Below are 22,078 nucleotides of genomic sequence, written 5' to 3'. Positions count from 1 at the left end.
GCCGGGCCCCGGCATGTCCAGCGTGGGCGGTCATCCGGCCGTCGCGGCGAGAAGGCGCTTCCTTCGCGGTGCAGCAATCGGCAGAGCCTCGGGTGAACTCGCATCCTGGCAGGCGCGCCATCTTTATCCCTCCCTGCGCGAGGGCCTGCCGGCCACCGGGAGATGGCGAGGCACCCTTCATTGCGCTTGTCGGCACTGAATATGTCGACACTTGTAATATTTTATATAGAATACCCCAAAGAGGTCGGCAACACCTTGCAGCCGCCGGGCCGGGGGCGCCGCCCTGAGGAGGGACAAGATCATGCAGTCGCGTCGGGGACTCATCGCGCTGGCATCCGGCTTCGGCCCCCTGCTGGCCGGCTTCCCTTCAGGCAGGGTCGAGGCGCAGGGGGGCTGGAACCCCAACCGCCCGATCCGCATCGTGGTCCCCTTCGCCGCCGGCGGCAGCACCGACGTCGCCACGCGGCTGGTCGCGGAGGCACTCAGCACACCGCTCGGCCAGCCCGTGGTGGTGGAGAACCGCGCCGGCGCGTCCGGCACCATCGCGGCCGAGCATGTCGCGCACAGCGCCCCGGACGGCTATTCGCTCATCATGGCCAGCGCGACGACCCACGCCGCCAGCCCTGCCCTGTTCCGCAACCTTCCCTATGACCCCCAGCGCGACTTCGCGGCGGTGTCGCTCGTGGCCTACGCGCCGAACATGCTGGTGGTGCACCCCTCCGTGCCGGCGCGCAGCATCCAGGAGCTGATCGCCTATGCGAAGGCGAATCCCGGCCGGCTGAACTACGGGACGGCAGGCAGCGGCAGCTCGCAGCACATCTCCGCCGCCCTGTTCGGCTACATGGCCGGCATCGAGATGACGCACGTCCCCTATCGCGGCGGCGCACCGGCCGTGTCCGACCTGCTGTCAGGCCGCGTGCAGCTGGTCTTCGCACCGGTGGTGGAGGTGCTGGAGCCGGTGCGCAGCGGCGCGCTGGTGGCGCTGGGCCTGACCACCGCCCGGCGCATCGCGCTGCTGCCCGCCATTCCCGCGATCGCCGAGGCGCTGCCGGGTTACGAGGTCGCCGGCTGGGTGGGTCTCTTCGCACCGGCCGGGACGCCGCCAGCGGCCGTCGACCGCCTGTCGCGGGAAACCGCGAAGGTCGTGCGCCAGCCGGCCCTGCGCGCACGGCTGGCCGAGATCGGCTTCGAGGCCGTGGGCAGCACGTCCGAGGAGTTCGCGACCTTCCAGGCCGGCGAAATCCCGAAATGGGCCGAGCTGGTGCGCATCTCCGGCGCGACGCCCGGCTGAATCGTCCAACGCACCGGCTGGCAAAGACGCCTGGCGCCGGTTGCAGGGGGAGAGTGGAGCGGATGGATCGTCGTCATCTCGTCGCGGCGCTGGCCGCGCTCCCTTGCCTGTCGGGGAGGTCGCGGGCGGAAACGCGCTGGGCACCGGAGCGCCCGGTGCGCATCGTCGTGCCCTTCGCTGCCGGCGGCAGCACGGACCTTGCCGCCCGGCTGCTCGCCGAGGCGCTGGCCCCGCTCCTCGGGCAGCCGGTCGTGGTGGAGAACCGCGCCGGGGCAGGGGGCAACATCGCGTCCGAGCACGTGGCCCGCAGCGCCCCCGACGGCTGCACGCTCATCATGGCCACGACCTCGACCCACGCGACCAACCCGGCCCTGTACAAGCACCTGCCCTTCAGCCCCTCGCAGGACTTCGCCGCGGTGTCGCTGGTCGCCTTCACCCCGAACGTGCTGGTGGTAAACCCGGCCGTGCCCGCCCGGTCGCTGCAGGAGCTGATCGCCTACGGCAAGGCCAATCCGGGGCGCCTGAACTACGGCACGGCGGGGCCAGGAAGTTCCCAGCACCTGGCGGCAGCGCTGTTCGGCCGTGCCGCGGACATCCGGATGACGCATGTGCCGTATCGCGGCGGCGCCCCGGCGGCGGCGGATCTCGTGGCGGGGCGCGTGGACTTGGTGTTTAGCGCGGTGATCGAGGTGCTGGACCAGATCAAGGTTGGGCAGCTCCGGCCGCTCGGCGTCACCACGACCCGGCGGACCTCGCAGCTGCCAGAGGTGCCGGCGATCGGCGAGATGCTGCCGGGCTTCGAGCTGGCGATCTGGGTCGGCCTCTTCGCGCCGGCCGGCACGCCGCCCGCCGCGATCAACCGACTGTCCCAGGAAACCATGGCGGCACTGCGGGCGCCGCGCCTGCGCGACCGCATCCTCCAGCTCGGCTCGGAGCCGGTCGGCAGCAGCGCGGAGGAGTTTGCGGCCTTCTACGCGCGGGAACTGCCAAAGGTGGCCGAGCTGGTGCGGCTGTCCGGCGCCACGATCGATTGACGCGCCCGACGCGCTGCGCATTGTCGGAGGGAAGACCACGGTGACAAAGGCGCTCCGGGCCGTATGGCCGCGCCCCCGTGCCGCTCTGGCCTCGGATTGGCACGCCTGTCCGGAGGCCGATGCCGAGGGCGCGAAGTGGCCGTGGCGCACTGTCGGCTGCACCTCGTACTGAAATCGTCACTGTGATCTCACACGAACGGCGGGACGCGCCACTCCGTGCCGGCGCGGGGTGCGCGCGTGGCCCGGGGGCAAGGCTCTGCCTCGCCCCCGTACCCCCACTCCGCCAGGACCCTGCGGGCCCTGGACCCGAGGAGTGCTGCCGCGCAGATGACTGCGACGGGGTCACGGCGCCGAGGAGCATGGCTCCTCGGCGGGTACGGCCGCAGCAATTGCTGACGCCTTCAAAGCTTTTTCAGAGTCCCGCCTGTCCGCGTTCCGTCAGGGTTCAGCCCGGAGGCTGACGCTCACCGGAAGCACCAGACTCCCAGCGGGGACCGGGGCCCGCTTGTGGCCCCGGCAGGGGAGGGTCCGGGAGGGGACGGCGTCCCCTCCCGGTCCGACGCCGGAACACCACAGCACCACGGGTCAGGTCATCCCGCCATCCGGATCAGCCCTTCGGCCGGCCGAGGGCGCCGGTCGGCCACACTTTTCGGACCGCGCATCCTCTTGCAGCATGACTTCCAGCATCCGCAGCGCGCCCAGGACATTGGCCTGCACCAGCGCGGCTGCCAAAGAGAGGTCGCGGTCCTCCAGCGCGCTGACCAGGCGCGAATGGTCGGCGATGGAGCGCTTTACGCGTTCCGGATTTGACAGCGTGCGGCGACGGAAGCGAAGGCTGCGCAGAACCAGAGAATCGAGAAGCCGCTGCAACGTCCGGTTCTTCGACAGCTCTCCAAGGCGTTCGTGGAAGCGGACGTTGCCCCAGTAATAGCCGTCGCGATCCTCTTTCGACGCGGCCTCCTGCATGGCGGTCACGATGGCGCGCAGGTCGGCGATCTCCTCGGCCGTGGCATGCTCGCCGGCCTCGGTCGCCACCAGCGCCAGCATCGCGGCGCGCACCCGGTAGATTTCCTGGATTTCCGCCAGGCAGTGGTTGACCACACGCGGCCTGCGGCGGGGCGGGATTTCCACCAGCCCTTCCTTCTCCAGCAGGACCAGTGCCTCGCGCGTCGGCGTACGGCTGGTGCGGAAGCGGCGGGCCAACTCCACCGAGTTCAGGTCCTGGCCCGGCTGCTGGATGCCGTCCAGGATTTCCGCCCCGATGGTGCAGGCGATCTCCGTCACCAGCGAGGACTGCTCGTCCCCGCGCGACAGCACCCGGCGGATGATGGCACGGAAGCGCTGCAGATTGGGTGAGGCCGGCGCGCCATCCACCTCCTGCGACGGCGGCAGGTCGACCTCGCGGTCGGCCATGGCAGGGCGGCGCCGTCCGTGTGCCGGTCGCTCCGTGTCCATGCCGTCAGGCGGTGAAGGCTTCGCCGATGGCGGGGACGCGCACGCGGCCGGCCTGCTCGCCCATCTCGCGCAGGAAGGGCTCGGGGGACTGCAGCAGGGGCGGGAAGGTGGCGTAGTGGCAGGGCAGGATCGTCCGCGCCTTCGGCAGGAAGCGGCGGACCGCGAGCGCGGCGCTGCGCGGCCCCATGGTGAAGCGGTCGCCGATCGGCACCATCACCACCGCCGGGTCGTACAGCTCGGCGATCAGGGCCATGTCGGAGAAGATGTCCGTGTCGCCCATGTGGTAGACCACCGGCTCCGCCTTGTCCTTGGGCGTGACGACGAGGCCGTTGGGCAGGCCCAGGGTCTGCAGCACACCGTTGGCGTCCATCTCCGAGGAGGAGTGGAAGGCGATGGTGAGGGAGACGCTGAACTCGCCCTGGTCGGTGGTGCCGCCGGTGTTCATCGGGTCGGTCGCGGCCACGCCCTTGGCGCCGAGGAACTGGCACAGCTCGAAGGTGGCGACCAGCTTGGCGCCGGTGCGCCGGGCGATGGCGACGGTGTCGCCGACATGGTCGCCATGGCCATGCGTCAGCAGGATGTGGGTCGCGCCCGCCGTCGCGGCCTCGGCATCGCCCCGGAAGGTGCCGTTGCCCGACAGGAACGGGTCGATCAGCACGACCGACCGCCCGAACTCCAGCCGGTAGGCCGAATGGCCGAACCAGGTGATACGCATCGTCGCCTCGTCGGCTTGCCGCCCCGGCAGCTCTAGTGGAGATGCCGGCGGCTGGCCATAGCTTTCCGGCCGGCGCCGCTCAGAAGGGCGTGTAGCTGCCGACCAGATCCAACGCGCCGGCGACATCGCCGAAGACGCGGGGATCGAAGCTGTCCGGCAGCGGGGCGGCCGCCTCGACCACGCCCAGGACGTCGGTGCCGGCCGTGCCCGAATCCTGCGCCAGCACGCGCACCTGTCGCACCTCTGGCCTTCCCTCGTACAGGTCGCGCATGCCTGCCACCACGGCATCCGCATCGCCCTCCCGCAGGCCGCGGAAGCGCAGCAGCCCGATCCGTGCCGCGCGCCCGGTGACGCGGTCGCCGGGATAGACCTGCGTTCCGGCGAAGCGCTGCACCCGCGCCCTGGCCGTCACGCGCTTGGTCCAGGGGCTGGAGCGCTCATGCGCGACGCGCAGGTAGTCCGGCGACTCCATCACCTCCGGCGCGGCGAGGTCGTAGATCGCGAGGTAGCGGGGCGCGGCCCCCGACACGCTGATGTAGCGCAGCCCGCTCTCGAAGCCCGGCACCGCCAGGCGTTCCGGCACGTGCTCGGAATCGTACCAGGCGTTGAACTCCTCCTCGAAGGCGGTGGGCGGGTGCATCAGCACCAGCAGGAAGCCCTTCCGTGTCATGCATCCTCCTCGTTCGCCCGCGCGCCGGCGCACCCGTCCGCGGATCGCGCAGGCCGGTGGCGGAGCGGAATCCTCATCGCGCGGCGACCGCGCCACTGCCGGAACCCTGCACGGAGTCGAGGAAGTCCAGCACCCGGGCCGCGAAGCGCGCCGGACGCTGATAGGGCAGGAAATGCGCGCCCTCCTCGTCGATCTCCAGCCGCACGTCGCCGGAAGGCAGCAGGCGCCGCACCTCCTCGGCCAGGGAGGGCGGCAGCAGCAGGTCGTACCGCCCTGGCACGAGCAGCACGGGGCAGCGGATGCGTGACAGGTCGTCGCCCGCATCGGCGGCGGCGAAGCCCAGCACGGCATCGGCATAGGCGGCCGGATCCTGGGCGGCGAAGGCGGCAAGGTAGCGTGCGAAGCGCGCATCGCGCGGCTGCGCCTCGAAGGGGCGTTCCACCGCGCCGGGCAGGATCGCCGCCATGCCGCCGGCCCGGACGGTCGCGGCACGCTCCGTCAGCATCGCCCGCGCCGCATCGGAGGAGCGCGCCGTGGGGTTGGACAGAACCAGCGCCGTCGCCCGCCCCGGGTGGCGCGCCGCATGGGCGGCGGCGACCATGCCGCCCATGGCGCAGCCGACGGGGACGACCGCTTCCAGCCCCAGCGCTTCGCACAGGGCCTCGAGATCCGCCACATGCGCGTCGAGTCCCGGCGGGACCTCCCCGCGTGGCGAGGCGCCGGCGGAGCGCAGGTCGACGGCGACGCATGGCAGGCGCGGCTCCCAGGCCGGCAGGCAGGCGTCCCAGAAGTCCAGCGACGCGCCGAGCGGATGGATCAGTAGCAGCGCCGGCCCCGCGCCGACCGGCCGCCCGCTCACGCGATGGTGCAGCAGGCCGCTCATGCTGCCGCCGGCCGCGCGTTGCCGAGCAGGAAACCCGCCACGGCGGCGGTGAAGGCGTCGGGGCACTCGATCTGCATCATGTGCGGCGCGCCGGGCAGCACGGCGAAGCGCGCGCCCGGGATGGGCCTGGCCACCGTCGCCTCCGACACGGCGGGGGCCGTGGCCGCGTCCTGCTCCCCCGCGACCACCAGCGTGGGCACGGCGATCCGGCCGAGCTGCGGCGTGGCCGACAGCCCGGCGATGGCGTGCCAGCCGGCGGACCAGCCCTCGACCGTGTCGCCCAGCAGCCGCGCCCGTACCCGCGCCACGGCCGGATCGTCGCGGAACCCGGCGGTGAACCAGCGATCGAGGGTCGGCTGCGCCACCGCCGCCATCCCCCCGCGTTCCGCCGCCAGGCCGCGCTCCCGCAGCATGGGGCGCATCTCCTCGGCAAAGTCGCCGCCGCAGCCGCAAGGCAGCAGCGCCGACACCAGCTCCGGATGCCGCAGGGCCAGCACCTGGGCCACCATGCCCCCGAAGCTGAGCCCCAGCACGGCGGCCGGGCCACCCGCCCTGCGGATGGAATCGGCCACGTCATCCGCATAGAGTTCGATCGGCCTCGGGCGCGACACCGCGGGCGAGCGGCCATGCCCCGCGAGATCCAGGCTGAGCACCCGGCGCGACCCGGCCAGCGCCGCCGGGAGCGGCCCCCAGAAGCTGCCGTCCAGGCCCACCGGATGCAGCAGGACGACCAGCGGCCCTTCGCCCTCGGCCTGGCCGTGCAGGGAAAGCGCGCTCACCGCGACGGCAGGCGGCGCAATGCCGCAGCGAGGGTCCTGGTCATCGGGGCCTCCCCTTTCATGTCGACACTTGCTCGCCACGTCACCTCTGTCAATGCAGGCGATGGTGCCTGGGGTGGCCTACCGAGCGGGATCAGTTCTTATCTGTGGCCGAAAGACGGAATAGGGGGTCGACGCGCGGCACGCCGGAGCCCTAGACTGGTGGCAAGCATAATGTCGACATTAAGGAGGAATTGTTCTGAGCGCGACCACCGCCGCGACCGTGCGGCACCCGGTCATCCGCCCCTCCTGGCTGGCCCGCAACGCCGAACCGGCCCTGGAGCCGGAGCTGCCGATCGTGGATGCCCACCACCACCTCTGGGACAGGGCGGACGACGCCTATCTGCTCGACGACTTCCTGGCGGATGCATCCGGCGGCCACGCCATCCGCGCCAGCGTCTTCATCGAATGCCGGACGAGCTTCCGCAGCGGCGGCGACCCGTTGTTCCAGCCGGTCGGCGAGGTGGAGTTCGTGGCGGCCGCGGCACGCCAGGCGGCCCGCCGCCCGGAAGGCTGCCGCGTCGCGGACGGCATCGTCGGCTTTGCGGAGCTTTGCGCCGGCGCCGCCATCCGCCCCGTCCTGGAAGCGCAGATCGAGGCGGGGGCCGGCCGCTTCCGGGGCGTCCGCCACATCGCCGCCTGGCATCCGGATCCGGGTGCGCGGGGCTCCGTCGCGACGCCGCCGCCCATGCTGTACCTGGAGCCCGCCTTCCGCGAGGGCTTCGCCCAGCTCGCGCCACTCGGCCTGAGCTTCGACGCATGGATGTACCATACCCAGCTCGCGGAACTCCGCGACCTCGCCGACGCCTTCCCGGACACGCCGATCGTGCTGAACCACGTCGGCGGCGCCGTGGGCATCGGCCCCTATGCCCAACGCCGCCGGCACGTCTTCGCCGCCTGGAGCGCGGCGATCCGCGAGCTGTCGCATTGCCCCAACCTGCACATCAAGCTCGGCGGGCTCGGGATGCGGCTCTTCGGATTCGACTTCCACGAGGGGGCGGAGCCGCCCGATTCCCGCCGGCTGGCCGAGGCCTGGCGGCCCTACGTGGAGACCTGCGTCGAAGCCTTCGGTCCCGGCCGCTGCATGTTCGAGAGCAACTTCCCGGTCGACAAGGCCAGTTGCGGCTACACTGCCCTGTGGAACGCCTTCAAGCGCATCACCGCCGGCTGGCCGGCGGAGGACCGGGCGGGGCTGTTCCATGACAACGCGGCGCGCTTCTACCGCCTCGGCGACCTGGGCTGACGGGGACACGCCGCCGATGGCCCGCCTTCCCTACCTGGACCCCCTGGACCTGCCTCCGGAGCACCGCGACATCCTCGCCCGCCCGATCGCCCTCAACCGCATCCTGGCGAACAGCCCGGGCGCGGCGCAGACCATCGAGAATCTCGGCATGTTCGTGCGCCACCGCAGCCGGCTCGATCCGCGCCTGCGGCAGCTGGCCATCCTGCAGGTCGGATGGCTGGCGCGGAGCCCCTACGAGTGGTCGCACCACATCCGCATCAGCCGCGACTTCGGCGTGCCGGATGCCGACATCGCCGCCATCGCGTCGGAGACAGAGGGGCAGGACAGCGGCCTGGAGCCCCTCGCCCGGATGGTGCTGCGCGGGGCGCGCGAGATGTACCACGGCCCCGGCATGTCGGCCGCGACCTTCGACGCCCTGCGCGCGCACCTGGATGCGGAGCGGCTGACGGAGCTGACGGTGGTGGTCGCCTTCTACTGCGGGGTGGTGCGGCTGCTGGCGACGCTGGAGGTGGATGTGGAGCCGGATTACCTGCCCTGCCTGCAAGAATTCCCGCTGCCGCGATGAGCACGGCCATGGCCCTGCCGGGCGAGGCGGCGACGCCCTCGCCCCTGCCGCCGCCCGGGACGCGGGTCCTCGTCACCGGCGGCGCCCAGGGCATCGGCCGCGCTGTGGCCGATGCCTTCGCCGCCCGGGGCGCCAGGGTCTGCATCCTGGATCTGGGGCCGGTGCCGGATGCGCCGGCCGGCTGGATCACCGTGCGCGGCAGCGTCGCCGATGCCGCCGAGGTGGAGGGCGCCTTCGCCCGCATGGACGAGGCCTGGGGCGGCGTGGACGTGGCGCATGCCAATGCCGGCCTGTCCGCAAACAAGCCCACGCTGGAACTGACCGAGGCGGAGTGGCGGCGCACGGTGGAGGTGAACCTGACCGGCGCCTTCCTGACCGCGCAGGCCGCCGGCCGCCGCATGGTGGCGCAGGGCTCCGGCCTGCTGCTCTTCACGGCCAGCCTGTATCACGCGGTGGGGGGCTCCGGCCGCGCGGCCTATTGCGGCACCAAGGGCGGCGTTGCGAACCTCGCCCGCTCCCTGGCCTGCGAATGGGCGGAGCACGGGGTCCGGGTGAATGCGCTCGCCCCCGGCTATGTCGAAACCGCCCTGGTGGCCGACCTGCTGGCACGCGGCCGTCTCGACGCCGGGGCCATCGCCCACCGCTCGCCGCAGCGCCGGCTGGTGCAGCCGGGCGAGGTGGCGGCGATGGCGCTGTTCCTCGCCTCCCCGGCGGCGTCCAGCATCAACGGCGCCGTGCTGGCGGTGGATGGCGGCTGGACCGCCAACGGGGCGCCGTAGCCATGGCGGACGACGTCGCCAGCCGCGCCTCGATCGGCGGCCGCACCCGGCTGCTGGCGATCCTCGCCGACCCGGTCGCGCATCTGCGCACGCCGGGCGCGATGAACGCCCATTTCGCCGCGCTCGGCCAGGACGCCGTCCTGGTGCCGATGCACGTCGCCCCCGGCGACCTGGCCACGGTGGTGGACGGGCTGCGGCGGCTGCCGAACCTGGACGGCATCATCGTCACGGTGCCGCACAAGGAGCGGATCGCGGCGCTGTGCCACTCCCTTACCGAGGCCGCGCGCCTGACCGGGGCCGTGAACGCCATCCGCCGCGATCCGGACGGCCGGCTCGTCGGCGGCCAGTTCGACGGCGAGGGCTTCGTGGCGGGGCTGCGGATGGCCGGCCACCCGGTCGAAGGGCGCCGCGTCTGGATGGCGGGCGCGGGGGGCGCGGCCGCGGGCATCGGCTTCGCGCTGTTGCGGCACGGGGCATCGGCGCTGACCATCCACAACCGCACGCCCGACCGGGCGGAGGCTTTGGCGGCCCGGCTGCGCCAGGCCTGCCCGGGTGGCGCGGTTGCGGCCGGCGGCCCCGACCCGGCGGGGCATGACATCGTGGTCAACGCCACCTCGCTGGGCCTGCACCCCGGCGACGCCCTGCCGGTGGAGCCGGCGCGCCTCGTGCCGGCCATGCTGGCGGCGGAGGTGGTGATGCAGCCGGCGGTGACGCCCTTCCTCGCCGCGGCGGCAGGCCGTGGCTGCGTCACCCATGGCGGCCTGCCGATGCTGACCGCGCAGGTGCCGATCCTGGCGGCCTTCGTCACCGCCGGCGCGTGAGTGCAGGCAGCAGGAGGCGGCGGCGCCGGCCGGCGCGGGCCTGCTCCTCCGGCCGCAGCACGGGCATCCGCGCCGGACGCAGGGGCGCCGCGGATGCCCCAACCCCGCCCCTCCAGGAGGTCCGCATGTCCGAAGACACGGCACTGTTCGACAAAGGCCTGCCGATCCGCCGCGAGGTGCTCGGCGCCGACTACGTCGACGGCTCGCTGGCCAGGGCCGACGACTTCATGATGGCCTTCCAGCGTGCCACCACCGCCTGGGCCTGGGGTTGGGCCTGGGGGGACCCGACGCTCGACCGGCCGACGCGCTCCATGCTGAACCTGGCCATGCTGGCGGCCCTCGGCCGCACGCACGAGATCAAGCTGCATGTGAAGGGCGCGCTCAACAACGGCCTGAGCGTGGAGCAGATCAAGGCGGTGCTGCTGCACGCCACGGCCTATTGCGGCATCCCTGCCGGCCTCGACGCCTTCAAGGCGGCGCATGAGGTGCTGGTGGCGGAGGGGGCCCTGCCTGGCCCCGCCAAGGGGCCGGCGGAATGAGCCTCGCCTCGCCGCCGGCGGCCGGCACGCCGCTGATCCGCCGCATCGGCTTCGTCGGCATCGGCAACATGGGCTGGCCGATGGCGTCGCGGCTGCTGGGCGCGGGGTTCGACGTGATCGCCTGCGACGCCGCCACCGGACGCCCGGAGCAGTTCGCGCAGGCCTGCGGCGGCCGGGCGGCCGCCAGCCCCGTGGAGGCTGCGCGCGGAGCGGACGCGGTCGTCACCATCCTTCCCACCAGCCGGCAGGTGGCGGAGGTGCTGGAGGCGATGGGCGAGGGGCTGGCGCCCGGCACGCTGGTGATCGAGATGAGCTCGGGCTCCCCGGGTGCCACCCGGCGGCTGGCCGGCCTGCTGTCCGGCCGCGGCGTGGCCATGATCGATGCGCCCGTCTCCGGCGGCGTGTCGCGCGCCAGGACCGGCGAGCTGTCCATCATGGTCGGGGGCGAGGCCGCGGCGCTGGAGCGCGCCGCGCCGGTACTGTCCGCCGTGGGCAGCAGCATCCACCGCTGCGGCGCCGTGGGGGCCGGCCAGGCGATGAAGGCCCTCAACAACCTGGTCAGCGCGGCCGGCTTCCTGATCGGCGTCGAGGCCCTGCTGATCGGCCAGCGGTTCGGGCTCGACCCGTCGCTCATGGTGGACGTGCTGAACGCGTCCACCGGCATGAACAACAGCACGCAGAAGAAGTTCAAGCAGTTCGTGCTGTCGCGCCGCTTCGATTCCGGGTTCGGCCTGGATCTGATGGTCAAGGACCTCGGCATCGCGCTGGAGATCGGGCGCGAGACCGACACGCCCGCGCCCTTCGCCGCGCTGTGCCGGGAGCTGTCCGCCAGCGCGGTGGCCCTGCTCGGACCGGGGCAGGATCACACCGCCCTGGCGCGGCTCTCGGAGCGGCTCGCCGGGGACGAGCTGGGCCCGGCCCCGGTGGAGCCGGCCGGCACGCGGTGAGCACGGCCGCGCCGGAAGCATGGTGGCGACACACCGGCTCGAAGGGCTGGCGGGGGCTCGGGAGAGAGCGTGCGGCCGCCGCCATCCCTTCCGACCCATCGGGCGGCCGTGGGGACCGTCGCAGCAGCAGCCGATGAGAGTGTGTACACCAATAGACTGTTCGATCAGTTTTGCCGACAATTTCCGGAATCGGCACGTATTTGTGTCGACACTTTGGCGGCCCGGAGCATACTGGCGGAGGGGCTGCCAGACCATGGAGGAAAGCGCCACATGCGAGTCGCCTTCGTGGGTGCGTCCCACTGGCATCTGCCGCTCTACCTGGACCCCGCCCTCCAGATCCCCGGCCTCGTGCTGGCTGGTGTCAGCGATCCCGATCCCGCCGTGTCCGCCGCGCTCGGCCAGCGGCTGGGCTGCCCCGACGACCGCGACTACCGGGAGCTCTGCCGGCGCGAGCGGCCCGATTTCGTCTTCGCCCTCGGGCGCCATGCCGACATGGCCGCGCAGGCGGAATTCCTGATCGGCGAAGGCATCCCCTTCGCCCTGGAGAAGCCCTGCGGCCTCGACAGCGCAGAGCTCGCACGCATCGCCCGTCTCGCCGCGGCGCGCAGGGCCTTCGCGGCCGTGCCGCTGGTGCTGCGGAACGGCGACTTCTTCCGGCTGCTGCAGGACCTGGCCGCGGAGGATGGCGGCGTGCAGCACATGGCCTTCCGCTTCATCGCCGGCTTCGCGCAGCGCTACCTGGATGCAGGCTGCGCCTGGATGCTGGACCCCGCCACGGCCGGGGGCGGCTGCGTGCTCAACCTCGGGCCGCATTTCGTGGACATCGTCCATGCGCTCTGGGGCGAGGCGGCACGCCCGGCGGCCACCAGCCTGTCCAACGCCGCCTGGGGTCATCCGGTGGAGGATTACGGCGCCCTGGCCTTCGCGGGACCGGGCGGCGCGCTCGCCCTGGTGGAAACCGGCTACCTCTACCCGGCGCCCACCAGCACCTTCGACCTGCACTTCGCCCTGCGCACGCCGCGCCACTACCTCGCCGTGCCGGACGCGGAGACGGTGGAGGTGACCGCGAATGACGGCGCGCGGCGGAGGCTGCGGATGCACACCACCAATGTCGGGCAATATCCGGCCTTCGTGCGCGACGTGCTGGAGCGGGCGCGTCGCGGCCAGGCGCCGCTGGCCGATCTGGACGCGATGCTGCCGGTGATGCGGCTGATCGAGGCGTCCTACGCCCTGGCCGGTCCGCCCCCGGACAGGCTGGCCCCCACCCGGGCCGCGGTGCCCGCATGAGCGCTGCGGCCGTGCGCGCCTTCGGCGGCCCGCGCCTCTACCTGCAGGGGCCCGGCGCGCTGCGGGAGATCGGGCCCGTGGTGGCGGGCATCGCGCGCGCGGCCGCCCTCGTCGCCGACGCCGCGATGCTGGCCCTGCACGGGCCGGCGGTGCTGGCTGCGCTGCGGGGGGCGGGTGTCGCCGCCGGCGGCGCCGCGCTGCGCGGCGAGGTGTCGGATGCCGGCGTGGCGGAGCTGGACGCGGCCTTGCCGGCGGAGGCGGGCTGCGTCATCGGCCTGGGCGGGGGGCGTGCCATCGACGCGGCCAAGGCGGTGGCGCTGCGCCGGGGCGTCCCCGTCGTCACCGTGCCGACCGCGGCCTCCAACGATTCCCCCACCAGCCGGATCTTCGTGATGTACCGCGACGATGGCGCGCTGGACCGGGTGGAGCGGCTGCCGCGCAGTCCGGAGGCCGTGCTGGTGGACACGGAGATCCTGCTGCGCGCGCCGCCCGTCCTGTTGCGGGCGGGGATCGGCGACGGGATCACCAAGCGTTTCGAGGCGGAGGCGTGCGCGGCGGTGGACGGCATCACGCCCTTCGGGACGCCGCCCCTGCGGACCGGTGCGGCCATCGCCATGCACGGCTTCGCGACGCTGCTCCGCCACGCGCCGCAGGCGATGGCGGATGTCGCGGCGGGCCGGCTGACGGAGGATTTCGAGGCGACCGTGGAAGCGGTCATCCTCATGAGCGGGCTCGGCTTCGAGAATGGCGGGCTGTCCATCGCGCATTCCCTCACCCGCGGCTTCACGCGGCATCCCGGCTCCGCGCACCGGCCGCATGGCGAGCAGGTCGCCTTCGGGCTGCTGGTCCAGCTCCACCTCGCCGGCGAGGAAGCGATGCTACGGCAGCTGCTGCCCTTCCACGCCCGGGTCGGCCTGCCGCGCCGGCTGGCGGAGATCGGGCTGTCGGCCGGGGATCGCGCCGGGCTCGAACGAATCGCCGAGGCGACCCTTACCGCCCCGCATGCCGGCCACCTGCCCGGGCCGCGTCTCACCGTCGCCGCCCTCCGCGACGCGATGCTCGCCGTGGATGCCCTTGCCCGCAGCACCGATGCGCCGCCGAACGCGCAGGAGCACGCATGACAGCCCATCCCACGACCCACCGCCTCGGGCTCGACGCCACGGCCCTCGCGGACAAGGCGCGGCGATTGCGCCGCCACGTCGTGCGCATGGTGGCCCCCATCGGGGAAGGCTATGCGGGCCAGGGGCTGGGGGCCGCCGACATCCTCGCCGCCCTCTATTTCCACGAGATGGCCTTCGACCCCGAGGACCCGGGCTGGGAAGGCCGCGACCGGTTCGTGCTCTCGCCCGCCCATTACGGCGTCGGCCTGTTCGCGGCCCTGGCCGAGCGCGGGGTGATGCCCGTGCAGGAGCTGGCGCAGTACGGCGTGGACGGCAGCCCGATGGAGATCATCGCCTCCGAGCGCCTGGCCGGGGTGGAGGCGACCTGCGGCTCCCTCGGCATGGGGCTTTCCGTCGGGGTGGGCATGGCCCTCTCGCTGCGCCGCCGCGGCAGCGCCAGCCGGGTCTACGTGCTGATCGGCGACGGCGAGCTGCAGGAGGGCTCCACCTGGGAGGCGGCGATGTCCGCTGCCGCCTTCGGGCTGCGTGGCCTGTGCGCGATCGTCGACGTGAACGACATGCAGGTGGACGGCGCCACCACCAGCGTCCTGAACATGGGCGACATCGCCGCGAAGTGGCGCGCCTTCGGCTGGAACGCCATCCCGGTGGACGGCCACGACATCCCGGCGCTGCTGGCCGCCTTCGCCGCCGCACGGGACCACGCGGCAGGCCCGACCGTGCTGATCGCCGAAACGCGGCCGGGACGGGGCGTTTCCGCCCTGGAAGGCCGCAAGAGCCATTTCGCCAAGCTGCCCCCCGAGGTGGCGGCCCAGGCCCTGACCGAGCTGGAGGGCTGAGCCGTGCGCGCACCCATCACCATCGCCCAGTCCGCCGCCGTCTGGCGCGACGGGACGCCCACCGCCAGCAAGGCCTATGGCCGCGCGCTGCTGGACCTGGCGCTGTCTGATCCCCGGATCGTCTGTCTCGGGGCCGACCTGACCGGCCCCACCGAGACCGACCTGTTCCGCGACCGCCTGCACGAGCGGTTCTTCAACCTCGGCGTCGCGGAGGCTAACCTGATGTGCGTGGCTTCCGGCATGGCGCGAAGCGGCGACATCCCCTTCGTGAACACCTTCGGCGTCTTCGCCTCGCGCCGTGCCTTCGACCAGGTGACGCTGCAGATCGCCTATCCCCGTGCGAACGTGAAGCTGGTGGGTTTCATGCCCGGTCTCACCTCGCCCGGCGGCCCGACGCACCAGGCGACGGACGACATCGCGCTGATGCGGGCCCTGCCCGGCATGGTGGTGATGGAACCTGCCTGCGCCTCCCATGTCGCGCCCATGCTGGCGGCGATGGCGGCGCATGAGGGGCCGGCTTACATGCGCATCAAGCGCGGCGACCTGCCGCTCCTGTTCGAGGCGGAGAGCATGCCGCCCATTGGCAAGGGGCAGGTGGTCCGCCGGGGCCGCGACGGCTGGATCCTGGCCAGCGGCGTCATGGTCGCCCTGGCGCTGGAGGCCCTGGACATCCTGTCGGCCCAGGGCATCCAGGCGGGTCTGGTGAACCTGCCCACGATCAAGCCGCTGGACGCGGCCCTGGTCGGGGCGCTGGCGGCCGAGGGGCGGCCGCTGCTGGTGGCGGAGAACCACTCGGTGATCGGCGGCCTCGGCTCCGCCGTGGCGGAGGTGATCGCGGAGTCCGGCCATGCGGCGCGATTCGCCCGCCTCGGCGTCGCCGACGTCTTCGCCGAGGGCGCAAGCGCCCCCTATCTTTTCGAGATGTATGGCCTTTCACCGGCCGCCATCGCGCGCCGCTTCGCCGCCCTGGTCTAGATCCTTGATCTCAGAGTCCGGCGGCGCAGTCTTCCCGCGGGCGTGGCAGGGCGCGCCATGCGCCAGCTTCTTCACCGGAACGCCCGCAGACAGGGGCGATCCGTCGGGCGATACAGCATGGTCAAGAGGGCCTGATACGGACGGCGGACTGTCCTGACCCGTCGTGCTGTGGAGTTCCGGCGGTGGACCGGGAGGGGACGCCGTCCTCTCCCGGACCCTCCCCTGCCGGGGCCACAAGCAGGCCCCGGTCCCCGCTGGGAGTTTGGCACTCCGTGGCTGCCGTCAGTCTGCAGGATGAATCCTGACGGAACGCGGACCGGTGGGACTCCGAATAAAGTGCCATAGGCGTCCGCGAGCGCGGACCCCGTACCCGCCGAGGAGCATGGCTCCTCGGCGCCGCGACCCCGTCACCACCACCGCGCGGCAGCGCTGATCGGGTCCAGGGCCCGCAGGGTCCTGGCGGAGTGGGGGTACGGGGGCGAGGCGGAGCCTTGCCCCCGGGCCACGAGTGCCAGTCCGGCAGACGTCAGCGCATCGCGCCGCGCGTATGAGGAGGCTCGCCCGGCGCCACGGGATCAATCCCGGGACGCAAGACGACCTGGATCTGGCGGTAGCAGCCACCGGCTCCGAGACTTGTGTGGGCGGCCCCGTGCCGCAAGGCCGAGCTACCGGCGCTGGGTGATCAGGCCGTAATGCTCGATGCGCCGGTTGGCCTCGAAGTTGAAGATCGTCTCCCGGTAGGGGCGCCCCGCCTCCAGGTCGCAATCGGCCACCACCACCTCGTCGCCCACGCCCACAGCCATGGCGACGATGTCGCCGCTCGGCGCGATGATGCAGGTCTGGCCCAGCAGGTCCTCGCCCTCCTCGTAGCCCGCCTTCGCGACGCCCACCACCCAGCAGCAGTTCTGATAGGCGCCCGCCCGCATCACCAGGTGGTTGTGCATGCTGGGCTGGTGCGCGGGCTGCAGGGCGGCGGCGTGGTTGCCGACCTGGTTCCGCCGCACCGCGCCGGTGTTGTAGCCCACCATCACGAGCTCCACCCCCTGCAGGGCCATGACGCGGTAGGATTCCGGCCAGCGCCGGTCGTTGCAGAGCAGCATCCCCATCGTCCCGCCGAAACCCTCGAAGACGGGAAAGCCGAGATCGCCGTTCTCGAAGAAACGCTTCTCGAAGTTCGTGCGCAGCCCGGCGGCGTCCTGTTCCTTGTAGCCGGGGATATGCACCTTCCTGTAGTTGCCGATGATGCGGCCGTCGCGCTCCACCAGCAGCGCACTGTTGAAGCGGCGCCGGCGTCCCTCCTCCTCGGCCAGCTCGGCATAGCCGAGGTAGAAGCCGATCCCCAGCGCCTTCGCCTCGTCGAACAGCGGCTGCACCGCCGGGTTGGGCATGGCGGTCTCGAAGTAGCCGTCCGCGGCCTCGGGATTCTCCATCGCCCAGCGCGGGAAGAAGGTGGTCAGCGCCAGCTCGGGATAGACGACCAGCTCGGCGCCGAAGCTCTTGGCCTTGCGCAGCAGCGCGACGAGGCGCTGCACGACCTCGGCGCGGCTCTCCTCCCTGGCGATGGGGCCCATCTGCGCGGCGGCGACCCTGACGATGCGTTCCATGACGATGTTCCCGATGCGGTGGTGTGGTCAGGCCTTGGAGACATTCCAGAACAGCGGCAGCGGCGCCTTCTCGATGCCGCTGACGCCGCTCCTCCAGGCCTGGTGCGCGAGGAAGAAGCCCGTGGGGATGTAGGGGACGCCGTCCATGGCCGCGCGGCTGAGGCGGTCGATGGCGGCCTTCTCCGCGGCCGCGTCGCCCGCCATGAACCAGGCGTCGCGCGCCGCCTCGATCGCCGGCACGGAGGGCCAGCCGAACCAGGCCTCGGCGCCATGGCCGCGCAGGCCGTTGTAGCCGGCGGGGGTGGCGCAATCGACGCCGCTGAACCAGGTGAAGAAGATGCTCCAGCCGCCCTTCTCCACCGGCTCGCGGCTGGCGCGGCGCGTGGCGACCGTGCCCCAGTCGGTGGCGACGTCCCGGACGTTCATGCCGAGGCGCCGCAGCAGGTCCGCCGTCACGTCGCCATGGGCCTTGGTGATGGCGTTGTCCTGGGCGACGAGCATGACGACCGGGCGGCCGTCATAGCCCGCCTCGGCCAGCATCCGCCGCGCCGCCTCCAGCCGCGGCCCGTCCCGCAGGATCTCGCCGCCGGCCTCGGTGTAGAGCGGCGTGCCGGGGGTGAAGTAGGAGGGCATGCGCCGCCACATGGCCGTGTCGCTGCCGGCCACCGCCTGCATGTAGTCGGCCTGGTCGATCGCTGCCATGACGGCGCGGCGGATGCGCACGTCGTCGAAGGGCGGATGCAGGCAGTTCATGCGCAGCACGCCGACATTGCCGAGCGGGTCGGCGATGTCCACGCGAACGTCGCGCCGGCGCCGCAGATGCGGCACGAGGTCGGGCAGCGGCGCTTCCCACCAGTCCACCTCGCCGTTCTGCAGGGTCGCCGCCGCCGTGGCGGGATCGGGCATGACGACCCATTCCACCCGGTCGAGCGCCACACGCTTGCCGCCGGCGAGCCAGGACGACGCCTCCTCGCGCGGCCGGTACTGGGCGAAGCGGCTGAAGGCGGCGGACACGCCGGGCACCCAGGCATCGGCCTCGAAGCGCAGCGGCCCGGAGCCGACGATCTCACCGATCTGCCGGAAGGGGTCCGTGCGCGCGATCCGCTCCGGCATCACGAAGGTGCAGGGGGCGCCGATCTTGGCCAGGGCCTGCAACATGCGCGGGAAGGGCTGGCGCAGCGTCCAGCGGAACTCGCGGTCATCCACCGCGACCAGCTCCTGCTGCCGCGCGCGGATCATCTGGCCCATGGAATCCCGCGCGGACCAGCGCTCCAGGCTCGCGACCGCGTCGCGTGCCAGCACCGGCTCGCCGTCGTGGAAGCGCAGGCCCTCGCGCAGGCGGAAGCGCCAGGTCAGCCCGTCCGGCGACACCTCCTCCGACTCCACCATCTGGCGGCGCGGCACCAGGTCGGCATCCATGCCGTAGAGCGTGTCCCAGACCAGCATGGCGGCGTTGCGCACCACCATCTGCGTGCCCCAGATGGGGTCCATGTTGCCCAGGCTCGCCTGCGGCACGAAGCGCAGGGCATTGGGCGCGGCGGCCAGCGCGGGCCGTGCCAGCATCGCCGTGGCGGCGGCTGCCGTGAAGAAAATCCGGCGTTGCATCCCGCTCCCCCTCAACCGGCCGCGGCCGTGACCATGATCTCGACCAGGCATTCCGGCCGCGCCATCTCCGCCTGCACGCAGGCCCGCGCGGGCGGCTCCCCCGCCGGCAGCCAGGCGGACCAGACCGCGTTCATCGCGTTCCGGTCGGCGATGTCCTTCAGCCAGACCTGGGCGCTCAGCAGGCGGGAGCGGTCGCTGCCCGCCGCCTCCAGCGCCGCGTCGATCTTGGCCAGGGTCTCGCGCGTCTGGCCCTCGATACCGGCGCCGAGGTCGTCCGCCGTCAGGCCGGAGACGTAGACGCCGCCGCCATGGCGGACGGCGATGGACAGGAAGCCCTTCTTCTGCAGCCTCTCGATGCCGCTCATGCGTCTGCTCCTGGGACGGGCCGCGCCGCGACCGGGTCGAAGGGCCCGGGGAAGACGCCGCGCGGGGCGATGAAGGGATAGGCGTCCCGCCGCAGCAGGGCGCCGGCGCCGGGGGGCGCGAGCACGGTCCCGTCGACGCAGGCCAGGCGGCCGCGCAGCAGGGTCGTCTCCGGCCAGCCGCGCACCTCCATGCCCTCGTAGGGCGTGTAGTCGCAGCCGTGCTGCATGAGCGCGTTGGTGAGGGTGACGCGCCGGTCGGGATTCCAGATGGCGATGTCGGCATCGGCGCCCACGGCCAGGCTGCCCTTGCGTGCGAGGCCGAAGAGCCGCGCCGGGTTGGCGGCGGAGAGGGCGGCGAACTCCCGCAGCCCGATGCGTCCCTGGGAGACCCCCTCGCTGAAGAGGATCGGCAGCCGCGCCGCGAGGCCGGGCACGCCGTTGGCGATCCTGGTGAAGGGCGCGTCGCGCCCATGCGCCAGCTTGCCGTCCGGCCCCTCGAAGCGGTTCGGGGCGTGGTCGGAGGAGACGTTGGCGATGACGCCCCGGCGGATCGCCGCCCAGAGCGCCTCCTGGTCCGCCCGGCTCCGGGGCGCGGGGCTGCACAGGAACTTCGCGCCCTCCATGCCGGGGCGGTCGAGATCCTCCGCCGTCAGCACGAGGTATTGCGGGCAGGTCTCGGCCCAGAGCTTCAGCCCGCGCCGCTGGAAGCGCTCCACCTCCTCGGCGCTTTCCGCGCCGGAGACGTGGAAGATCTGCACCGGCACGTCGAGCGCCTCGGCCATGCTCGCGACCCGGTGGATGCACTCCCGCTCCACCAGGATCGGCTTGGCCCAGGCATGGTATTTCGGCGCGGTCAGGCCCGCCTCGAGCAGGGCCTGCTTGTGGAACTCGATCAGCTCGTGATGCTCGGCATGGACGCAGACCAGCGCCCCGAGCCGCCGTGCCGCCGCCAGCACGCGCAGCGCCTGCCCGTCCGAGACGCGCGGGCCGTCGTAGGTGAGGAAGATCTTGACCGAGCGGTGCCCCTCGGCGACCAGCGCCGGCAGCTCCTCCTCCATCACCTCCGGCCGCGGGTCGGTGATCATCAGGTGCAGCGCCACGTCGATGCGGCTCCGCGCCACGCGCGGCGCGTAGTCGTCCACGGCCCGGCGCAGCGAGCCGCCCCGGGGCTGGCGCGCGAAGCAGACGAGGCTGGTGGTGCCGCCGACCAGCGCCGAGGCCGAGGCGCTCTCGAAGCTGTCGGCATTGACCAGCGGCGGGTCCGAGGGCTGCTCCACATGGGCATGGGTATCGACGCCGCCGGGCAGCAGGAGCCGGTCCGTAGCGTCGATCTCCTCCCGCCCCGGCGGCAGCCCCAGCCCGAGCGCCGCGACCCGGCCATCGAGGATGGCGAGGTCGCAGCGCGAGACGGCGTCGGCGGTCACGACGGTGCCGCCGCGGATCACGAGGTCATAGGTCTCGGGGGTCATCATTCGGCCTTCCTGAGGGGGCGGTGGGCCGGCAGCGCCGGCCCGGCGGGCTACTCGACCTTCACCCCCGCGCTGCGGACCACGCCCTCCCAGATCGGCGCCTCGCGCTCCATGCGCGCCTGCATCTCCTCGGGTGTCGACCGGATCAGCCGCCCGCCGATGGCGAAGGCGCGGCGGCGCGCATCCTCGTCCTCCGTCACCTCGTTCAGCGCGGCGGCCAGCCGGTCGATGATCGGGCGCGGCGTGCCGGCGGGGGCGACGAAGCCCGTCCAGGAGGTGATGACGAAATCGGGGAAGCCCGCCTCCGCCATGGTCGGCACCTCGTCCAGCCCCGGCCAGCGCTCGGCGCTGGTCACCGCATAGGCGCGGAGCTCGCCCCCCCGGATCGCCCCGGCGAAGGCCGGCACGCCGCCATCAAGGGTGAAGGCGGCCTGGCCCTGGGTGAGCGCGAGCTGGATGCCCGCGCCGCCGCCCACCGCGACGTGCTGGGCGGTGATGCCGGCGCGCTGGCAGAAGAGCGCGGTGGAGAGGTGGCCGGTCGTGCCCACGCTGGAGATGGCATAGAAGATGCCGCCCGGCTGCGCCCTGGCCCATTCGACCAGCGCCTTCAGGTCCGGCGCCGCGACATGCTTCGGCGAGGCGACGGCGACGTTCGCGTAGTCCCAGGTGAGGGCGATGGGCGCGAGGTCGTTCGGCCCGAAGGGCATGCGGTAGAGGAAGCGGTTGATGAGGAGGGAGCCGACGACACCCACGCCCAGCGTGTAGCCATCGGGCGGCGCCTTGGCGACGGCGTTGAGCCCGACGAGGCCAGCGGCGCCAGCCCGGTTCTCCACCACGACCGACTGGCCGAGCCGCGCCGTCAGCTTCTCCGCCAGGATGCGGGTGAGGACGTCGAGCGCCCCGCCCGGCGGGAAGGGCACGACGATGCGGACAGGGTGCGAGGGATAGGCCGGCTGGCCGATGGCCGGCCGCGCCAGGGTGCCGAGCGCGGCGCCCAGCAGGAGGCGTCGGGACGCTGCCGGGACGGTGCCGGCGGCGGGGAGGACGGGCCGCATC

22 protein-coding genes are annotated in these 22,078 nt (G+C 72.8%); 12 read left to right on the top strand and 10 right to left on the bottom strand.

The features are described from left to right. Window positions 1–301 precede the first annotated feature (301 nt). Together LPC08_RS20740 and LPC08_RS20735 are read left to right on the top strand one after the other, a co-directional pair. Window positions 302–1,291 carry a tripartite tricarboxylate transporter substrate binding protein gene (locus LPC08_RS20740; protein WP_230450132.1) on the top strand — a complete coding sequence of 330 codons (990 nt, stop codon included), beginning with the start codon at window positions 302–304 and terminating at the stop codon, window positions 1,289–1,291. Between the two features lie 62 nt (window positions 1,292–1,353). Further along, window positions 1,354–2,325 carry a Bug family tripartite tricarboxylate transporter substrate binding protein gene (locus tag LPC08_RS20735; protein ID WP_230450131.1) on the top strand — a complete coding sequence of 324 codons (972 nt, stop codon included), beginning with the start codon at window positions 1,354–1,356 and terminating at the stop codon, window positions 2,323–2,325. A 585-nt stretch (window positions 2,326–2,910) separates the two neighbouring features. Here LPC08_RS20735 and LPC08_RS20730 read toward each other — a convergent pair. The 5 genes from LPC08_RS20730 to LPC08_RS20710 form a co-directional block, all read right to left on the bottom strand. Continuing rightward, window positions 2,911–3,738, bottom strand: coding sequence for a GntR family transcriptional regulator (locus tag LPC08_RS20730; RefSeq protein WP_230450130.1), 828 nt, complete (start codon window positions 3,736–3,738; stop codon window positions 2,911–2,913). Between the two features lie 46 nt (window positions 3,739–3,784). Further along, the gene (locus LPC08_RS20725) at window positions 3,785–4,495 is read right to left on the bottom strand and encodes a metal-dependent hydrolase (protein WP_230450129.1); all 711 of its coding nucleotides are present in this window, start codon (window positions 4,493–4,495) and stop codon (window positions 3,785–3,787) included. Between the two features lie 79 nt (window positions 4,496–4,574). Further along, window positions 4,575–5,165, bottom strand: a complete 591-nt coding sequence (locus LPC08_RS20720) for a DUF4286 family protein (RefSeq protein WP_230450128.1) — start codon at window positions 5,163–5,165, stop codon at window positions 4,575–4,577. A 73-nt stretch (window positions 5,166–5,238) separates the two neighbouring features. Further along, window positions 5,239–6,048 (bottom strand): alpha/beta fold hydrolase, encoded by an 810-nt coding sequence (locus LPC08_RS20715; RefSeq protein WP_230450127.1) that lies wholly within the window; start codon window positions 6,046–6,048, stop codon window positions 5,239–5,241. Then, window positions 6,045–6,827: an alpha/beta fold hydrolase gene (locus LPC08_RS20710; RefSeq protein WP_230450126.1), complete on the bottom strand. Its 783-nt coding sequence runs from the start codon at window positions 6,825–6,827 to the stop codon at window positions 6,045–6,047. The genes LPC08_RS20715 and LPC08_RS20710 overlap by 4 nt, the downstream gene beginning before the upstream one ends. Before the next feature lie 262 nt (window positions 6,828–7,089). Between LPC08_RS20710 and LPC08_RS20705 the strand changes: the two genes are divergently transcribed. The 10 genes from LPC08_RS20705 to LPC08_RS20660 all read left to right on the top strand — a co-directional run bounded on the left by LPC08_RS20705 (window position 7,090) and on the right by LPC08_RS20660 (window position 15,979). Beyond that, the gene (locus LPC08_RS20705) at window positions 7,090–8,109 is read left to right on the top strand and encodes an amidohydrolase family protein (RefSeq protein ID WP_230450125.1); all 1,020 of its coding nucleotides are present in this window, start codon (window positions 7,090–7,092) and stop codon (window positions 8,107–8,109) included. 16 nt (window positions 8,110–8,125) lie between these two features. Further along, on the top strand, window positions 8,126–8,674 hold the full coding sequence (locus LPC08_RS20700; RefSeq protein ID WP_230450124.1) for a carboxymuconolactone decarboxylase family protein: 549 nt from the start codon (window positions 8,126–8,128) through the stop codon (window positions 8,672–8,674). Further along, a complete protein-coding gene (locus LPC08_RS20695; protein ID WP_230450123.1) occupies window positions 8,671–9,453 on the top strand; it encodes an SDR family NAD(P)-dependent oxidoreductase in 783 nt (260 codons plus the stop codon). Before LPC08_RS20700 ends, LPC08_RS20695 begins: the two co-directional genes overlap by 4 nt. A 2-nt stretch (window positions 9,454–9,455) precedes the next feature. Beyond that, entirely contained in the window at window positions 9,456–10,274 is an 819-nt protein-coding gene (locus LPC08_RS20690) for a shikimate dehydrogenase family protein (protein WP_230450122.1), read from the top strand. Between the two features lie 125 nt (window positions 10,275–10,399). Continuing rightward, window positions 10,400–10,813 (top strand): carboxymuconolactone decarboxylase family protein, encoded by a 414-nt coding sequence (locus LPC08_RS20685; protein WP_230450121.1) that lies wholly within the window; start codon window positions 10,400–10,402, stop codon window positions 10,811–10,813. After that, entirely contained in the window at window positions 10,810–11,760 is a 951-nt protein-coding gene (locus LPC08_RS20680) for an NAD(P)-dependent oxidoreductase (RefSeq protein WP_230450120.1), read from the top strand. Before LPC08_RS20685 ends, LPC08_RS20680 begins: the two co-directional genes overlap by 4 nt. 270 nt (window positions 11,761–12,030) lie before the next feature. Further along, window positions 12,031–13,047 (top strand): Gfo/Idh/MocA family protein, encoded by a 1,017-nt coding sequence (locus LPC08_RS20675; protein ID WP_230450119.1) that lies wholly within the window; start codon window positions 12,031–12,033, stop codon window positions 13,045–13,047. Next, window positions 13,044–14,168 (top strand): glycerol dehydrogenase, encoded by a 1,125-nt coding sequence (locus tag LPC08_RS20670; protein ID WP_230450118.1) that lies wholly within the window; start codon window positions 13,044–13,046, stop codon window positions 14,166–14,168. The genes LPC08_RS20675 and LPC08_RS20670 overlap by 4 nt, the downstream gene beginning before the upstream one ends. Further along, the gene (locus tag LPC08_RS20665) at window positions 14,165–15,004 is read left to right on the top strand and encodes a transketolase (RefSeq protein ID WP_230450117.1); all 840 of its coding nucleotides are present in this window, start codon (window positions 14,165–14,167) and stop codon (window positions 15,002–15,004) included. Before LPC08_RS20670 ends, LPC08_RS20665 begins: the two co-directional genes overlap by 4 nt. A gap of 3 nt (window positions 15,005–15,007) precedes the next feature. Next, complete coding sequence (locus LPC08_RS20660) at window positions 15,008–15,979, top strand: transketolase family protein (RefSeq protein WP_230450116.1); 972 nt, start codon at window positions 15,008–15,010, stop codon at window positions 15,977–15,979. Between the two features lie 665 nt (window positions 15,980–16,644). Here the strand turns inward: LPC08_RS20660 and LPC08_RS20655 are convergent. Genes LPC08_RS20655 through LPC08_RS20635 form a run of 5 tightly spaced genes read right to left on the bottom strand, consistent with a single transcriptional unit; the run spans window position 16,645 to window position 22,077 of the window. Then, window positions 16,645–17,583: an N-carbamoyl-D-amino-acid hydrolase gene (locus tag LPC08_RS20655; RefSeq protein WP_230450115.1), complete on the bottom strand. Its 939-nt coding sequence runs from the start codon at window positions 17,581–17,583 to the stop codon at window positions 16,645–16,647. A gap of 27 nt (window positions 17,584–17,610) precedes the next feature. Next, window positions 17,611–19,188, bottom strand: a complete 1,578-nt coding sequence (locus LPC08_RS20650) for an ABC transporter substrate-binding protein (protein ID WP_230450114.1) — start codon at window positions 19,186–19,188, stop codon at window positions 17,611–17,613. Between the two features lie 11 nt (window positions 19,189–19,199). Next, window positions 19,200–19,553, bottom strand: a complete 354-nt coding sequence (locus LPC08_RS20645) for a RidA family protein (protein ID WP_230450113.1) — start codon at window positions 19,551–19,553, stop codon at window positions 19,200–19,202. Next, a complete protein-coding gene (hydA, locus tag LPC08_RS20640) occupies window positions 19,550–21,025 on the bottom strand; it encodes a dihydropyrimidinase (RefSeq protein WP_230450112.1) in 1,476 nt (491 codons plus the stop codon). The genes LPC08_RS20645 and hydA overlap by 4 nt, the downstream gene beginning before the upstream one ends. Window positions 21,026–21,072: 47 nt before the next feature. Then, window positions 21,073–22,077: a Bug family tripartite tricarboxylate transporter substrate binding protein gene (locus LPC08_RS20635; protein ID WP_230450111.1), complete on the bottom strand. Its 1,005-nt coding sequence runs from the start codon at window positions 22,075–22,077 to the stop codon at window positions 21,073–21,075. Window position 22,078 lies beyond the last annotated feature (1 nt).

The organism is Roseomonas sp. OT10 (assembly GCF_020991085.1).
Taxonomy (GTDB): domain Bacteria; phylum Pseudomonadota; class Alphaproteobacteria; order Acetobacterales; family Acetobacteraceae; genus Roseomonas; species Roseomonas cutis.
The sequence above is the reverse complement of the archived record's forward strand: the minus strand, read 5'-3'. Positions and strand labels throughout refer to the sequence as shown.

Bases quoted from the DNA above. Each gene is read 5' to 3' on its own strand.
- LPC08_RS20645 (WP_230450113.1), bottom strand. From the start codon at position 19,553: ATGAGCGGCATCGAGAGGCTGCAGAAGAAGGGCTTCCTGTCCATCGCC.
- LPC08_RS20715 (WP_230450127.1), bottom strand. From the start codon at position 6,048: ATGAGCGGCCTGCTGCACCATCGCGTGAGCGGGCGGCCGGTCGGCGCG.
- LPC08_RS20695 (WP_230450123.1), top strand. From the start codon at position 8,671: ATGAGCACGGCCATGGCCCTGCCGGGCGAGGCGGCGACGCCCTCGCCC.
- LPC08_RS20690 (WP_230450122.1), top strand. From the start codon at position 9,456: ATGGCGGACGACGTCGCCAGCCGCGCCTCGATCGGCGGCCGCACCCGG.
- LPC08_RS20665 (WP_230450117.1), top strand. From the start codon at position 14,165: ATGACAGCCCATCCCACGACCCACCGCCTCGGGCTCGACGCCACGGCC.
- LPC08_RS20655 (WP_230450115.1), bottom strand. From the start codon at position 17,583: ATGGAACGCATCGTCAGGGTCGCCGCCGCGCAGATGGGCCCCATCGCC.
- LPC08_RS20730 (WP_230450130.1), bottom strand. From the start codon at position 3,738: ATGGCCGACCGCGAGGTCGACCTGCCGCCGTCGCAGGAGGTGGATGGC.
- LPC08_RS20735 (WP_230450131.1), top strand. From the start codon at position 1,354: ATGGATCGTCGTCATCTCGTCGCGGCGCTGGCCGCGCTCCCTTGCCTG.
- LPC08_RS20670 (WP_230450118.1), top strand. From the start codon at position 13,044: ATGAGCGCTGCGGCCGTGCGCGCCTTCGGCGGCCCGCGCCTCTACCTG.
- LPC08_RS20700 (WP_230450124.1), top strand. From the start codon at position 8,126: ATGGCCCGCCTTCCCTACCTGGACCCCCTGGACCTGCCTCCGGAGCAC.
- LPC08_RS20740 (WP_230450132.1), top strand. From the start codon at position 302: ATGCAGTCGCGTCGGGGACTCATCGCGCTGGCATCCGGCTTCGGCCCC.
- hydA (WP_230450112.1), bottom strand. From the start codon at position 21,025: ATGATGACCCCCGAGACCTATGACCTCGTGATCCGCGGCGGCACCGTC.
- LPC08_RS20675 (WP_230450119.1), top strand. From the start codon at position 12,031: ATGCGAGTCGCCTTCGTGGGTGCGTCCCACTGGCATCTGCCGCTCTAC.
- LPC08_RS20720 (WP_230450128.1), bottom strand. From the start codon at position 5,165: ATGACACGGAAGGGCTTCCTGCTGGTGCTGATGCACCCGCCCACCGCC.
- LPC08_RS20635 (WP_230450111.1), bottom strand. From the start codon at position 22,077: ATGCGGCCCGTCCTCCCCGCCGCCGGCACCGTCCCGGCAGCGTCCCGA.
- LPC08_RS20725 (WP_230450129.1), bottom strand. From the start codon at position 4,495: ATGCGTATCACCTGGTTCGGCCATTCGGCCTACCGGCTGGAGTTCGGG.
- LPC08_RS20650 (WP_230450114.1), bottom strand. From the start codon at position 19,188: ATGCAACGCCGGATTTTCTTCACGGCAGCCGCCGCCACGGCGATGCTG.
- LPC08_RS20680 (WP_230450120.1), top strand. From the start codon at position 10,810: ATGAGCCTCGCCTCGCCGCCGGCGGCCGGCACGCCGCTGATCCGCCGC.
- LPC08_RS20685 (WP_230450121.1), top strand. From the start codon at position 10,400: ATGTCCGAAGACACGGCACTGTTCGACAAAGGCCTGCCGATCCGCCGC.